This is a genomic window from Pseudomonas entomophila (assembly GCF_013523165.1).
Lineage (GTDB): Bacteria > Pseudomonadota > Gammaproteobacteria > Pseudomonadales > Pseudomonadaceae > Aquipseudomonas > Aquipseudomonas entomophila_A.
This window is the reverse complement of the sequence record NZ_JAAMQI010000029.1, coordinates 1-13,694: the sequence shown is the minus strand read 5'-3', so window position 1 is coordinate 13,694 and position 13,694 is coordinate 1. Positions and strand designations below refer to the sequence as shown.

Here is a 13,694-nt window from a genome sequence, read left to right as displayed (position 1 = left end):
ATGCGTCACGTGAAGCTTGCCGGCCGTACGGTGCCGGTGATCGGCCAGGGCACCTGGTACATGGGCGAGGACCAGAGCCGTCGAGCGGCCGAGGTGGCTGCCCTGCAACAGGGGATCGAGCATGGCATGACCCTGATCGACACGGCGGAGATGTACGCCGAAGGCGGTGCCGAGACGGTGGTCGGCCAGGCCATCGCCGGGCGTCGCGACCAGGTAATCCTGGTCAGCAAGGTCTACCCGCACAACGCCAGCCGCCAGGGCGTGGCGGCGGCCTGCGAACGCAGCCTGCGGCGGTTGGGCACCGAGTGCATCGACCTCTACCTGCTGCACTGGCGCGGCCGCTATCCCCTGGAGGAGACCGTGGAAGCCTTCGAACGGCTGCGCGAACAGGGCAAGATCGGGCGCTGGGGGGTGTCGAACTTCGATGTCGATGATCTGGAGGCGTTGGACAACCCGGACTGTGCGACCAACCAGGTGCTGTACAACCCGGCAGAGCGCGGGATCGAGTTCGACCTGTTGCCGTGGAGTCGGGCGCGGCACGTGCCGACCATGGCCTACTGCCCCTTGGCCCAGGCGGGTCAGTTACTGGGTCACCCGGTGCTGGCGCAGATCGCCGAGCGGCATGGGGTTACACCGGCCCAGGTAAGCCTGGCGTGGGTGACACGGGAGGACGGGGTGATCGCCATACCAAAGGCCGTGGACCCGGTGCATGTGCGGCTCAATGCAGCGGCGGGCGCGCTGGTACTGGAGGCACAGGATCTGGCAGCGATCGATCGGGCGTTTCCAGCGCCGACGCGCAAGCAACGGTTGGCGATGGTGTGAGGGGGGGCGGTCAGATCGGGGTAAGCTGATGGCTCGGGGTGGCGGGTTTTACGGGCCCTGCGGGCCCGATCGCGGCACGGGGGCCGCTCCTACAGAGGGAATTGCGCCCGTCTGACTCACCCCGGTGCTGCTACGGGTGTAGGAGCGGCCCCTGTGCCGCGATCGGGCCCGCAGGGGCCGTAAAATCAGCCCCTTCCTCTCTCAGTCATCACGCACCCGAGCCGCCCGTCTCTCCCAGGACCACCCTGGCCAACACCGCACAACGCCTCCTGCCTCGCCGCCTCAATGCCCCCCCGACCCCGGCGCCGGCTTGGCACTGAACGGAGGCTTGGCGAACCACACCAGCAAGATCAGCCCGGCGAACACCCAGGTCATCATCATGAAGTAGTCCACCGTCGACATCATGTACGCCTGCCCATTGAGGATCTGTTCAAGCTGGGCGTAACTCTGCCCGTTGGCGCCGCCCAAGGTCTCCAGGGCATGCCGGGTCGCCGGCTCAAAGGTGCTGATGTGCTCGCTCAAATACGCATGGTGCTGGTCAGCCCGGCGAATCCAGATCCAGGTGGTCAGCGAGGCGGCGAAGCTGCCGCCCAGGGTGCGCAGGAACGTCGCCAGACCCGAGCCGTCGGCGATCTGCTGGGGCGGCAGGTCCGAGAGCAAAATGCTCAGGGTCGGCATGAAGAACAGCGCCACGCCGATCCCCATGAACATCTGCACCAGGGCGATGTGCGTGAAGTCCACCTGGTCGGTGAACCCGGCCCGCATGTAGCAGCTGCCGCCAATGGCGAGGAACGCCAGCGCCGCCAGCAGGCGCAGGTCGAAACGATGGGCATACTTGCCGACGAAGGGCGACATGATCACCGGCAACAGGCCGATCGGCGCCACCGCCAGGCCCGCCCAGGTGGCGGTGTAGCCCATCTGCGTCTGCAACCACTGCGGCAGGATCAGGTTGATGCCGAAGAAGCCGGCATACCCGCCCACCAGCACGATGGTGCCGACGCGGAAGTTGCGGTGGGCGAACAGGCGCAGGTTGACGATGGGATGACGGTCGGTCAGCTCCCAGATCACGAAACCGATCAGGAACACCAGCGAGATCAGGCTGCCGACGATGATGAACGGCGACTCGAACCAGTCCAGGTCGTTGCCCTTGTCGAGCACCACCTGCAAGGCACCGACGCCGACGATCAAGGTCAGCAGGCCGATGTAGTCCATCGGCTGGCGGCTGGTGACCACCGGCCGGTCACGCATCTGCTGGCGCACCACGGCAGCGGCGAACAGGCCGATCGGCACGTTGATGAAGAAGATCCACGGCCAGCTGTAGCTGTCGGTGATCCAGCCGCCGAGAATCGGCCCGGCGATCGGCGCCACCACCGTGACCATGGCCAGCAACGCCAGGGCCATGCCGCGCTTGGCCGGGGGGTAGACGGCGATCAGCAAGGTCTGGGTCATCGGGTACAACGGTCCGGCGACCACCCCCTGCAGCACACGAAAGCCCACCAGCTCGGGCATCGACTGGGCGATCCCGCACAGGAACGAGGCCAACACGAACAGCAAGGTGGCCCAGATGAACAGCTTGACCTCGCCGAAGCGTCGGCTCAGCCAGCCGGTCAGCGGCAAGGCGATGGCGTTGCTGACGGCGAACGAGGTGATCACCCAGGTGCCCTGCTCGTAGCTGACTCCCAGGTTGCCCGAGATGGTCGGCAGGGCGACGTTGGCGATCGTCGTGTCGAGCACCTGCATGAAGGTCGCCAGCGACAGACCGATGGTGGTCAGCAGCAGGCTCGGCGGGGTGAACTGGGCCGGTGCGCTCTGGCTCATCGCTGCGCCGACTTGCCGCTGGCGGCGCTGTTCTCGCGGATCAGGCGGGTGATCAGCTGGTCGGCCTCGGCCAACTGCTGGTCATAGACCTGGGTGGCGAACGGCGCCTGGCGTGGCGGCTGCTGGGCCAGGGTCGGGCCGCTCTGATCGTGCAGGTCGACCTCGGCCACGGTGGACAGGCCGATGCGCAGCGGGTGCTGCTTCAGCTGCTCGCGGTCCAGGTGAATGCGCACCGGCACGCGCTGGACGATCTTGATCCAGTTGCCGGTGGCGTTCTGCGCCGGCAGCAGGGCGAAGGCGCTGCCGGTCCCGGCGCCCAGGCTCTCGACCGTCCCCTTGTAGACGATGTCGTCGCCATACAGGTCGGCGGTGACGTCCACCGGCTGGCCGATGCGCATGTCACGCAGCTGGGTCTCCTTGAAGTTGGCGTCGATCCACACCTCGTCCAGCGGGATCACCGCCATGGTCGCCGCGCCCGGTTGCAGGCGCTGGCCCAGCTGCACGGTGCGCTTGGCGACATGCCCGGTCACCGGCGCCACCAGGGTGGTACGGGCATGGGCGAGGTAGGCCTGGCGCAAGTCGGCGGCAGCGGCCATCACGTCGGGGTGAGAGGCGACCACGGTATCGTCGACCAGGGCCGTGCTGGTGGCCAACTGCTGACGGGCGTTGTCCAGGGCGCTCTGCGCACTGGTCAGGTCATCCTGGGCATGCGACAGCTCCTCGGCGGCGATCGCACCGCTGGACGCCAGCTCCTTGCGTCGACCGTAGTTGTCGCGGGCCGTCTTCAGTTGGGCCTGGCGGCTCTGTACCTGGGCCTTGAGCGCATCGACGTTGCTGTACAGCCCGCGTACCTGGCGTACGGTGCGGGCCAGGTTGGCCTCGGCCGACTGCAAGGCCACCTCGCTGTCGCTCGGGTCGAAGGTGAGCAGCACCTGGCCGGCCTGCACCAGGTCGCCGTCGTCGGCGCCGATGCGAGTCACGGTGCCGGTCACCAGGGGGGTGATCTCGACCACGTTGCCGCTGACGTAGGCATCGTCGGTGCTTTCGTACCAGCGACCGACGAGCGAATACCAGGCCCAAAAGCCGGCGGCGCCAAGCACCACGAGCAACAGCAGGCCCAGCAGCAGCACCTTGCGCTTGCGCGAGGACTGCTGGGGAGCCGGAGAAGTAGAGGGAGTGTCCGCAGGAGTGGCCATGGCGATACCTTGGAAAAAGTCGAATCAGGGAGTGTCAGCGATCGCCGAAGCGGCGCAGGGTCAGTGGGTCACCGGCGTTGCACAGCACCTTGGTCAGCAGGCGTTCGAGGGTCTGCAGCTCGTCGGCCTCGAGCACCCCGACCAGGTCGTTCATCGCCGCCGCGCCGATCTCCGGCAGGCGGTCGGCCAGGGCCTGGCCGTCCTCGGTCAGCTCCAGGCGTACCACGCGCCGATCGGTCGGGCAGCGTTGCCGACGCACCAGGCCCTTGTGCTCCAGGCGGTCGAGCATGCGCGTCATCGAACCGCTGTCCAGGCCCAGGTAGCGACACACCTCGGCCGGCGTGTCGACCTGGTACTGGGTGACGATGATCAGCACCTTGAACTGCGCGGCGGTGACGCCATGGGGTTCGAGGTGGCCATCCAGGACACGGTCCTTGAGCAGCGCAGCCCGGCCCAGCAGCAGGCCGATGGCGCAATGCGAGAAGTTTTCGGGCGTGAAATGGGGCAAGGGGCACCTGGCTAAGGCTGGGGCGACAGATCGATCCACAACGCGTCCGGAGCCGGCGGCATGAAGTCGACCGACCTCGTTCGCGTCCGCTCAGCACGTGCTGAATATGTGTGCAAATATTACTGCTTAGGCAGTGAATGTCAAACAGGTGATTAGCTTGCTATCTACCTGGCGATGGACGGTGCGTGCGGGGGACGCCCCGTTCTCGACTGCCCACAAAAAGTATCCAGACGGGCGCGCTTCGCGGCGTTCCCGGTTCTCCCTGGCAACGCCCCGCAGGTAGAATGCGCAAAAACTGGAATTCCGATGACCCCTGAGCGCCCGACCTGCTGCGAACAAGACGCCATCACCGACGCGGCTGCGTACTGGTGCATGCGCCTGCATGCGCCCGACTGCAGCACGCTCGAGCGTCAGGCGTTCGCCCGTTGGCTCGATGAGGATCCCCGGCACGTCGTCGAGTACCGTGCCATGGAGCAGATCTGGCACACCACCGATCTGCTGCCGCGTACGCCCTTCGTGCTGGAGCCGGACCCGATCGAGCCGCGTGGTCGCTTGGGCGCCACCCCACTGCGTCGCCTGGCAACTGCCGCCGTGATCGGCTTGCTGGGGTTGCCGTCGGCGGCCTGGCTCGGCTGGGAACAGGGTTGGGTGCCGAACGCCTACCAGCACCTGGAAAGCACCGATCAGGTCCGCAGCGTGCAGCTGAGCGACGGCAGCCAGGTGCAACTGAACCTGGACACCGAGCTGCGGTTCTTCAATTTCAAGGACCAGCGCCGGGTGGCACTGGTCAAGGGCGAGGCCTTCTTCGAGGTCAGGCACGACAGCGCCCACCCGTTCATCGTACGTGCCGGCAACGGCCAGACGCGCGCGACCGGGACCGGCTTCAACGTCTGGAAGTACCAGGATCAGGTCACGGTGACCCTGGTCGAAGGCTCGGTGCAGGTCAGCCATGACGGCGGCACCGGCGGCCATCGCCTGGACCCGGGCATGCAGGCGCACTACCAGGCCGGCGACTTCGAACCGCAGCTGAGCCAGACCGCGGACAACGGCAACAGCCTGGCCTGGCGCACCGGGCATCTGGTGCTCGACAACCTGACCTTGGCCGAGGCCCTGCCGTCGATCAATCGCTACCTGGCCAGACCGCTGCGCCTGGCCGATCGCACGGTGGGTCAGATCCGCATCAGCGGCACCTACAGCACCCAGGACATCGAAGGCCTGGTACGTACCTTGCCCAAGGTGCTGCCGGTCTACCTGACCCGCAGCCAGGACGGCAGCACCGTCCTCAACCGCATCTCCCCTGCCCCTTCACGCGGCTGACGGCACGCTCAGAGCACCATCGCCGCCAGCCAGCCGAAGGCCAGCAACGGCACGTTGTAGTGGAGGAAGGTCGGCACCACGGTGTCCCAGATATGGTGATGCTGCCCGTCGACGTTGAGCCCCGAGGTCGGGCCGAGGGTCGAGTCGGACGCGGGTGAACCGGCATCGCCCAGGGCACCGGCGGTGCCGACGATGCACACCGTGGCCAGCGGATCGAAGCCCAGCTGCACACAGAGCGGCACGAAGATCGCCGCCAGGATCGGCACGGTGGAGAACGACGAGCCGATGCCCATGGTCACCAGCAACCCCACCAGCAGCATCAGCAAGGCGCCGACGCCCTTGCTGTGGTTGATCCAGTCGGCCGCGCTGGTGACCAGGGCCTGGACGTCGCCGGTGGCCTTCATGACCTCGGCGAAGCCCGAGGCGCTGATCAGGATGAAGCCGATCATGGCCATCATCTTCATGCCTTCGGTGAACAGGTCGTCGGTGTCCTTCCAGCGCACGATCCCCGACAGCGAGAAGATCAGGAAGCCTGCCATGGCGCCGATGATCATCGAATCCAGCCAGAGCTGGACGACGAACGCCGAGACGATGGCGATGCCCGCCACCAGCAAGGTCATCGGGTTGTAGCGGACGGCGACCTGCTCGACCTGCTCGATCCGCGACAGGTCGTACTCGCGCTTGCGCCGGTAGCTGATGAACACCGCCACCAGCAGCCCGACCAGCATGCCGGCCGCCGGAATGGCCATGGCGTGGGTCACGTTGATGCCGCTGACGTCGACCCCGGCACGGCTGACGTTGGCCAGCAGGATCTGGTTGAGGAAGATGTTGCCGAAGCCCACCGGCAGGAAGATGTACGGGGTGATCAGGCCGAAGGTCATCACGCAGGCGATCAGGCGTCGGTCGATCTTCAGCCGGGTCAGCACGTACAGCAGCGGCGGTACCAGCAGCGGGATGAAGGCGATGTGGATCGGCAGCACGTTCTGCGAGGCGATCGCGACCATCAGCAGCAGGCCGATGAGCAGCCATTTGACCTTGCCGCCCTCGGCATGGCCTTGCAGGTCGATCATGCGCAAGGCGCGGTCGGCCAGGGCATGGGCCAGCCCCGACTTGGCGATGGCCACGGCGAAGGCGCCGAGCAGCGCGTAGGACAATGCCACGGTGGCCCCGCCCCCGAGACCACCGTTGAAGGCCGCCAGCGTCCCCTCGATGCCCAGCCCACCGACCAGGCCCCCGGTCAGCGCACCGACGATCAGCGCGATGACGACGTGCACGCGGGACAGGCTCAGCACCAGCATGACGCTGACCGCGGCAATGACTGCATTCATGAACGGATCTACCTCTTGCGACGAATGAAAAGCGACGGGTTGCCCCTACCTGGACGTGCACGGGCGGCCGAACGTTAGTGCCGACGGGCCACGGCCATGCGCCGCGGTCCGGCCCGACGCACAGGCTGCGCTGGACGCACCGCGCCAAGGCCCAGGAACGGGTTTCGCGAAGGGCGCACACTCTGAAGCAGGGCACCGTGGATGTCAAAGTCATGACACCCATCAAGATCGTCGCCAAGCGGCCGATACGTCGTCATGCCGATCTGAAAATTACCAAGGGCTCGCGCCATGTCACTGCGTCAACTGTCCATCCAATGGAAGATCACCCTGCTGGCAGGCCTGTGCCTGGCGGCCATCGTCACGCTGCTGGTCGGCCTGTCCCTCTACCGCATGACCCACACCAGCGAGCTGGTCAAGGCCAGCAGCACCCAGATGCTGACCCAGGCCGCCCAGGCGCGCATCGAGGCCCAGGGCACGGTGCAGGCCCAGAACATCCGCCGCCAGTTCACCGAGGCTTACCAGTACGGCGCAGGCTATGCGCGGCAAGTGCTGTTCCTGCGCGAGCAGGCCACCAAGCGTGGGGTCGATGCCCGCGAGTTGCGTCAGGAACTGGCCACGCTGGTGCAGAACGCGCTGCGTGGCAAGCCCGAGCTGCTGGGCCTGTCGCTGGTGTTCCAGCCGGACGGGCTGGACAACCAGGATGCACGGTTCGTCGACCAGGCCGCTCTGGGCAGCAACCCCCAGGGGCGCTTCGCCCTGTACTGGTCGCAACCGCGGGCCGGGCAGCTGACTGCCACCACCCTGCCGGAAAGCGACATGACCGATACCCGTGTCGGCCCCAGCGGCGAGCCGGCCAACACCTGGTGGGCTTGCCCGAACCGCACGCGCCAGGTGTGCGTGAGCGAGCCCTACTTCTATGAAGTCGAGGGCCAGCAGGTGCTGATGACCAGCATCGTGTTCCCGCTGATGGTCGCAGACCGGGTGATGGGTACGCTGTCGGTGGACATCAACCTCGACAGCCTGCAGGCCCTCAGCGTGGAGGCCAGCCGTGGCCTGTACGAAGGCCGTACCCAGGTGGGCATCCTCAGCCCAGGCGGTCTGCTGGCCGGCTACAGCGGCGATGCCAGCAAGCTGGCCACGCGTTTCGACCAGGTGGACACCGTCCAGGGCGCCGAGCTGACCCGACTGCTGGGCGAAGGCCAGCCGCTGAGCCTGCTGCAAAACACCGATCACCTGAAAGTGCTGGCGACCTTCGCGCCGATCCCCGGCGGCAAGCGCTGGGGCGTGATGCTGGATGCGCCCAAGCAGGTGCTCACCGAACCGGCCGACGCCCTGGAGCAGGAACTCGACCAGTTGAACACCCAAGGCACCTGGCTCGAACTGGCGCTGGGCATCGGTGCGGCCTTGCTGGGGCTGCTGCTGGTCTGGATGCTGGCACGCGGCGTGACCCGGCCGATCCTCGGCGTGGCAGCGATGCTCAAGGACATCGCCAGTGGCGAGGGCGACCTCACCCGCCGCTTGCAGTACGCCAAGCAGGACGAGCTGGGCCAGCTGGCCGGCTGGTTCAACCGCTTTCTGGACAAGTTGCAGCCCATCGTGGCCGAAGTGAAGCAGTCGGTCACCGCGGCCCGCGGCAACGCCGAGCAGTCGGCCGCCATCGCCAGCCAGACCAGCGCCGGCATGGAGCAGCAGTTCCGTCAGGTCGACCAGGCCGCCACCGCCTCGCAAGAGATGAGCGCCACTGCCCAGGACGTGGCCCGTAGCGCGGCGCAGGCCGCACAGGCCGCCCGCGAGGCAGACCAGGCCACCCGTGAAGGGTTGGCCGTCATCGACAAGACCACCACCGGCATCGACGCCCTGGCCAACGAGATGAACAGCGCCATGGACCAGGTCGGTGGCCTGGCGCGCAACAGCGAGCAGATCGGCAGCGTGCTGGAAGTGATCCGCTCGATTGCCGAGCAGACCAACCTGCTGGCCCTCAACGCTGCGATCGAAGCGGCCCGTGCGGGTGAAGCAGGCCGCGGGTTCGCCGTGGTCGCCGACGAGGTGCGCAACCTGGCGCGGCGTACCCAGGAGTCGGTGGAAGAGACCCGCCAGGTGATCGAAGCCTTGCAGGCTGGCACGCACGAGGTGGTCTCGGCCATGGAAGGCAGCCACCGCCAAGCCCAGGGCAGCGTCGAGCAGGTGAACCATGCCGTGAGCGCCTTGCAGCGCATCGGCGAGGCAGTCAGCGTGATCAGCGACATGAACCTGCAGATCGCCAGCGCCGCCGAGGAACAGAGCGCCGTGGCCGAAGAGATCAACCACAACATCGCCACCATTCGCGACGTGACCGAGTCGCTGTCCGAGCAGGCCGGTGAAGCGGCGCGGGTCAGCCAGTCGCTCAATGGGCTGGCGAACCAGCAGCAGGGGTTGATGGATCAGTTCAGGGTCTAGGGCGCAGAGTGATCGCTGATCTGGCAAAGCGGTTCACCCCCTATGTGAGAGCAGGCTTGCCCGCGATGCAGGCGGTGATGGAACGGACGCTATCGCGGGCAAGCCCGCTCTCATAGAACATAAAATACCTTGTTGATTTTAAAAGGAGTAACTTCAGTATTTTGTGGGCCCTGCGGGCCCAATCGCGGCCGGTCCGGCGCCCCGGCAGGGGCCGCTCCCACATGGGACCGCGATTGCCTGTGCCACTGCGGTGGGTGTAGGAGCGGCCCCAGCCGGGGCGCCGGACCGGCCGCGATGGACCGCAAAGCGGTCCCAAAAATCGATCAGTGACACAGCATCTGAGCACTGCCAGCTATCGCCATGTTCTCTGCGCGACAGCGCGGCGCCAAGGCGGCGGGCGGACTCCCACAGGAGGAGTGGCGCTTTCTGTCATGTTCGCAGGGTGCCGGGGGTCACGTCCCTGGCTTGCCTTCGACCACCGCCGTTGCGTCACGCTGCTCGGTCGGCGGGGTCAGGTGCAGGATCCGGTCACGCCCGCCTTCGGCCAGCAGGTAACCGCCCTCCCCATCCGGCACGATCGCCTGGGGCGCCTTGAGGAACGTCAGCACCGTGTGCTGGTGCCCCTGCGGGTCGATGCGCAGCAGCCGGGCGCGGTGGGTGGAGTCCTCGCTGATCCACAGCCCGCGCTGGTCGCACATCAGGAACGTCGGGTTACGCAACCCGGCGACCACCACCGGGTCACGCTTGTCCGGGGTCAAGGCCCGCACCTGGCCGGCGGCCTTTTCGGTGTAGAGCAACCGGCCCTCGCCACAGCGCGTCAGGCCTTCGCCTTCGGTCAGCCCCGAGCGCAGCACGTCGAGGGCCTCCGTGTGCCAGTCGTAGCGCATCAGGCGGCCTTCGGCCTTGCGGTCTTCGATCGCGTACAGGTGATGGGCATCGCTCCACAGACCCTGCACGTTCTCGCCGTCGAACAGGTGGGTGATCTGCCCGTCACGCGACAGGCTGACCGGCGCCTTGCCGCCCTCCTGGCTGAATACCCAACCGCCTTGTGCGGCGATCATGCCGTCGGGCTTGGACAGGCCCTTGACCATCACTTTCCGCCCGCCGTCGGGCGTGATGCGCAGGATGCTGCCTTGCCCGTCCTTGAGTTCACGGCTGACCAGCAGGCTGCCATCGGCCAGCGGCACCAGCGAAGCCGCCTTGTCGACCGCTCCGTGCACCACCTCCACCTCCCAGCCCTTGGCGGCCTGGACCGGGTAGAAACTCTGCCAGGCGAAAAAGCCCAAGGCACTGACCACCACACCGGCCGACACCAGCATGACGCTTTTGATACGTCGCGCACGAACGCCCACTCACCCTTCCTCGTGTGTCGATGGTGGGGGCATGCTAGCAAGGGGATGTGAAAATTGTGTCGGATGGGGCAGGCGTGGTTGATCTTTCGGGGCCGCATCGAGCGCCTGACGCACAGCAATGACTACTCGCCACTCACCACTTAAACCTTTTCCTACAACCTCTTGGGAATCCGCAACATTGCCACACCCTCCAAGCCTGCCCATGATCAGGCGCTGGCCCGGCCCGGGCCGATCGTCTGTGAGAGCCCACCCTCATGCCCACGCACACCCCTGCCCTCCAGGCACTGCGCACCGCCCTGCGCGCCCTGGCCGACCATGACCTGCACAACCCGGACGACGATCCGCACCTCAGTGGCGTGCTGTTCTTCTGTGCCACGGACGAGCGCAGCCGGCAGCTGATCGAGCAGGTCGAGCTGCTGGCCTACGAGGCCTTGATCGACCCCACGGGGCAGCCGCTTCACGCCCATGTGCAGGCGCTTTCGGAAGAAGGTTTGCATGCGTCGGTCGCCCCCTGCGGCGCCGAGCACGAGACGGTGATCGAGATCGCCCTGGCCGGCAAGGGCGTGGTGACGATCAAGGCGGCGCCATCATGACTCCTGGCCACCCTGTCGAAGACCGGTCTGCGATGCGGGCCCCTTCCATCGAAGCGGCCCGCTGGCCCCATCAGGCGATGGCGGCGTCCACCAGCACCTGGGCCTCGGCAACCAGACGCTGCAGGTGCGCCTCGTCGATGAAGCTTTCGGCGTAGATCTTGTAGATGTCTTCGGTACCCGACGGGCGTGCGGCGAACCAGCCGTTGGCGGTCATCACCTTGAGGCCACCGATGGCCTGGCCATTGCCCGGGGCATGGCTGAGGATCTGCTCGATGGCTTCGCCGGCCAGCTCGGTCGAGGTGACCTGTTCGGGCGCCAGCTTGCTCAACAGCGCCTTCTGACGGGCATCGGCCTTGGCTTCGACACGGGTGGCGTACGGCCGGCCCAGGGCCTCGGTCAGGTCGGCATAGGCCTGGCTCGGGGTGCGGCCGGTGCGGGCGGTCATCTCGGCCGCCAGCAGGGCCGGGATCAGGCCATCCTTGTCAGTGGCCCAGACGCCGCCGTCCATGCGCAGGAACGACGCGCCCGCGCTCTCCTCACCGCCGAACCCCAGCGAACCGTCGAACAACCCCTGGGCGAAGTACTTGAAGCCGACCGGCACTTCATGCAGGCGACGCCCCAGTCGCGCGGTGACGCGGTCGATCAGGCCGCTGCTGACCACGGTCTTGCCCACGGCCGCATCGGCGCGCCAGTGCGGACGGTGGCGGAACAGGTAGTCGATGGCCACGGCCAGGTAGTTGTTCGGCGCCAGCAGGCCGTCGGCGGTGACGATGCCGTGGCGGTCGTGGTCCGGGTCGCAGGCGAAGGCCACGTCGAAGCGCTCACGCAAGCCGATCAGGCCTTGCATGGCGTGCGGCGAGGACGGATCCATGCGGATCTGGCCGTCCCAGTCGACGGTCATGAAGCGGAAGGTCGGGTCGACCTCGGTGTTGACCACCTCGAGGTTCAGCTGGTAGCGATCGGCGATGGCCTGCCAGTAGTGGACGCCGGCGCCGCCCAAGGGGTCCACGCCCAGGCGCAGGTTGGCCTGGCGGATGACGTCGAAGTCGATGACGTGCTGCAGGTCTTCGACGTAATGGGTGATGTAGTCATGGCGCTGGGTGGTCGGTGCGGCCAGGGCCTGGCCGTGGTCCATGCGCTTGACGCCGTCCAGGCCTGCGGCCAGCAGTTCGTTGGCCTTGGCCTCGATCCACTTGGTCACGTCGCTGTCGGCCGGGCCGCCATTGGGCGGGTTGTACTTGAAGCCGCCACTCTGCGGCGGGTTGTGCGACGGGGTGATGACGATACCGTCGGCCAGGCCCTGCTGGCGGTCGCGGTTGTAGCAGAGGATCGCGTGGGACACCGCCGGGGTCGGGGTGTACTCGTCGTCCTTGGACAGCATGACCTGCACGCCATTGGCGGCGAGCACTTCCAGCGCGCTGGCGGCAGCGGGTGCGGACAGCGCGTGAGTGTCGGCACCGATGAACACCGGGCCGTCGATCCCCTGGGCCTGGCGATACAGGCAGATGGCCTGGGTGATCGCCAGCACGTGGTCTTCGTTGAAGCTCGATTCGAACGAGGTGCCGCGGTGGCCCGAGGTGCCGAACGCCACACGCTGGGACGCCACGCTGGCGTCAGGGCGGTGGGTGTAATAGGCGGTCAACAGGCGAGGAATGTCTACCAGCACACTGGAAGGTGCTGGCTTGCCTGCCAAGGGACTGAGCGTCATGAAAACCTCGTGTTCTGGAGTGTGGGGGGTTGGAACACGCAGTGTACTGAGAGTTCTCGGGCGCGGCGAGGTGATGTGGGGCAAGGGCTGGGTGTCGCGTTGAGAGGGGGTGCTGGAGAGGGATCGGAGTGGGCTGGTCTTGTGGGCCCTGCGGGCCCAATCGCGGTCGGTCCGGCGCCCCGGCAGGGGCCGCTCCTACAGAAGGAATTGCATCAGCCTGCCGGATCAACGATGCGGTCCACCCTGTAGGAGCGGCCCCTGTGCCGCGATTGGGCCCGCAGGGCCCACAAGACCCCGCACCGTCGGCACAAGCCCCTACCCCTCGGGACACTGCCACCACGACGGAAACATCTGCCGCACCCGCGCTTCAGCGAAGCGTTCGTCGATCAGCACCAGCGTGCCCTGGTCATGATCACCCCGGATCACCCGGCCCGCGGCCTGGATCACCTTGCGCACCCCGGGGTAGAGGTAGGCATAGTCGAACCCGGCGCCGAACTGGCGCCCCAGGCGCTGCTTGAACTGCTCGTTGACCGGGTTGACCTGGGGCAACCCGAGGGTGGCGACGAACACCCCGATCAGTCGCGTGCCGGGCAAATCCACCCCCTCCCCGAAGGCC

Annotated in this window: 11 protein-coding genes and 1 pseudogene; 5 read left to right on the top strand and 7 right to left on the bottom strand. The window is 67.0% G+C overall.

Annotated elements, in window-relative coordinates; translation table 11 throughout:
- Positions 1-822 (top strand): aldo/keto reductase, encoded by an 822-nt coding sequence (locus G7Z99_RS17840; RefSeq protein WP_181096127.1) that lies wholly within the window; start codon positions 1-3, stop codon positions 820-822.
- Between the two features lie 282 nt (positions 823-1,104).
- On the opposite strand, the gene G7Z99_RS17835 is transcribed toward G7Z99_RS17840, so the two are convergent.
- From G7Z99_RS17835 to G7Z99_RS17825, 3 genes are read right to left on the bottom strand one after another with little or no spacing between them, the layout of a single operon-like run.
- Positions 1,105-2,640, bottom strand: coding sequence for a DHA2 family efflux MFS transporter permease subunit (locus G7Z99_RS17835; RefSeq protein WP_181096125.1), 1,536 nt, complete (start codon positions 2,638-2,640; stop codon positions 1,105-1,107).
- Entirely contained in the window at positions 2,637-3,836 is a 1,200-nt protein-coding gene (locus tag G7Z99_RS17830) for an HlyD family secretion protein (protein WP_181096123.1), read from the bottom strand. The genes G7Z99_RS17835 and G7Z99_RS17830 overlap by 4 nt, the downstream gene beginning before the upstream one ends.
- Before the next feature lie 34 nt (positions 3,837-3,870).
- A complete protein-coding gene (locus tag G7Z99_RS17825) occupies positions 3,871-4,344 on the bottom strand; it encodes a MarR family winged helix-turn-helix transcriptional regulator (protein WP_181096121.1) in 474 nt (157 codons plus the stop codon).
- 306 nt (positions 4,345-4,650) lie between these two features.
- Between G7Z99_RS17825 and G7Z99_RS17820 the strand changes: the two genes are divergently transcribed.
- Entirely contained in the window at positions 4,651-5,661 is a 1,011-nt protein-coding gene (locus tag G7Z99_RS17820; RefSeq protein ID WP_181096119.1) for a FecR family protein, read from the top strand.
- An 8-nt stretch (positions 5,662-5,669) separates the two neighbouring features.
- Here the strand turns inward: G7Z99_RS17820 and G7Z99_RS17815 are convergent, their stop codons facing one another.
- On the bottom strand, positions 5,670-6,989 hold the full coding sequence (locus G7Z99_RS17815; protein ID WP_181096117.1) for a Na+/H+ antiporter family protein: 1,320 nt from the start codon (positions 6,987-6,989) through the stop codon (positions 5,670-5,672).
- Positions 6,990-7,277: 288 nt separating this feature from the next.
- Between G7Z99_RS17815 and G7Z99_RS20245 the strand changes: the two are divergent.
- A pseudogene (locus G7Z99_RS20245) lies at positions 7,278-8,567 on the top strand (PDC sensor domain-containing protein); the annotation flags it as partial.
- A 102-nt stretch (positions 8,568-8,669) separates the two neighbouring features.
- Positions 8,670-9,425 (top strand): methyl-accepting chemotaxis protein, encoded by a 756-nt coding sequence (locus G7Z99_RS20240; RefSeq protein WP_375139170.1) that lies wholly within the window; start codon positions 8,670-8,672, stop codon positions 9,423-9,425.
- Between the two features lie 452 nt (positions 9,426-9,877).
- On the opposite strand, the gene G7Z99_RS17805 is transcribed toward G7Z99_RS20240, so the two are convergent.
- On the bottom strand, positions 9,878-10,744 hold the full coding sequence (locus tag G7Z99_RS17805; RefSeq protein ID WP_181096171.1) for a hypothetical protein: 867 nt from the start codon (positions 10,742-10,744) through the stop codon (positions 9,878-9,880).
- Between the two features lie 287 nt (positions 10,745-11,031).
- Between G7Z99_RS17805 and G7Z99_RS17800 the strand changes: the two genes are divergently transcribed.
- Positions 11,032-11,370, top strand: coding sequence for a hypothetical protein (locus tag G7Z99_RS17800; protein WP_181096113.1), 339 nt, complete (start codon positions 11,032-11,034; stop codon positions 11,368-11,370).
- Between the two features lie 70 nt (positions 11,371-11,440).
- Here G7Z99_RS17800 and pgm read toward each other — a convergent pair whose 3' ends face one another.
- Both pgm and G7Z99_RS17790 read right to left on the bottom strand, forming a co-directional pair.
- Positions 11,441-13,078, bottom strand: coding sequence for a phosphoglucomutase (alpha-D-glucose-1,6-bisphosphate-dependent) (gene pgm / locus G7Z99_RS17795; RefSeq protein WP_181096111.1), 1,638 nt, complete (start codon positions 13,076-13,078; stop codon positions 11,441-11,443).
- A gap of 315 nt (positions 13,079-13,393) precedes the next feature.
- Positions 13,394-13,694, bottom strand: a 301-nt coding sequence (locus G7Z99_RS17790; RefSeq protein ID WP_308812301.1) for a helicase C-terminal domain-containing protein, incomplete at its 5' end; no start/stop codon positions are given.

What these genes read in the sequence shown, in the direction of transcription:
- G7Z99_RS17830 (WP_181096123.1), bottom strand. Translation starts at nt 3,836, where the DNA reads ATGGCCACTCCTGCGGACACTCCCTCTACTTCTCCGGCTCCCCAGCAG.
- G7Z99_RS17815 (WP_181096117.1), bottom strand. Translation starts at nt 6,989, where the DNA reads ATGAATGCAGTCATTGCCGCGGTCAGCGTCATGCTGGTGCTGAGCCTG.
- G7Z99_RS17840 (WP_181096127.1), top strand. Translation starts at nt 1, where the DNA reads ATGCGTCACGTGAAGCTTGCCGGCCGTACGGTGCCGGTGATCGGCCAG.
- G7Z99_RS17835 (WP_181096125.1), bottom strand. Translation starts at nt 2,640, where the DNA reads ATGAGCCAGAGCGCACCGGCCCAGTTCACCCCGCCGAGCCTGCTGCTG.
- pgm (WP_181096111.1), bottom strand. Translation starts at nt 13,078, where the DNA reads ATGACGCTCAGTCCCTTGGCAGGCAAGCCAGCACCTTCCAGTGTGCTG.
- G7Z99_RS17800 (WP_181096113.1), top strand. Translation starts at nt 11,032, where the DNA reads ATGCCCACGCACACCCCTGCCCTCCAGGCACTGCGCACCGCCCTGCGC.
- G7Z99_RS17805 (WP_181096171.1), bottom strand. Translation starts at nt 10,744, where the DNA reads ATGCTGGTGTCGGCCGGTGTGGTGGTCAGTGCCTTGGGCTTTTTCGCC.
- G7Z99_RS20240 (WP_375139170.1), top strand. Translation starts at nt 8,670, where the DNA reads ATGGAGCAGCAGTTCCGTCAGGTCGACCAGGCCGCCACCGCCTCGCAA.
- G7Z99_RS17820 (WP_181096119.1), top strand. Translation starts at nt 4,651, where the DNA reads ATGACCCCTGAGCGCCCGACCTGCTGCGAACAAGACGCCATCACCGAC.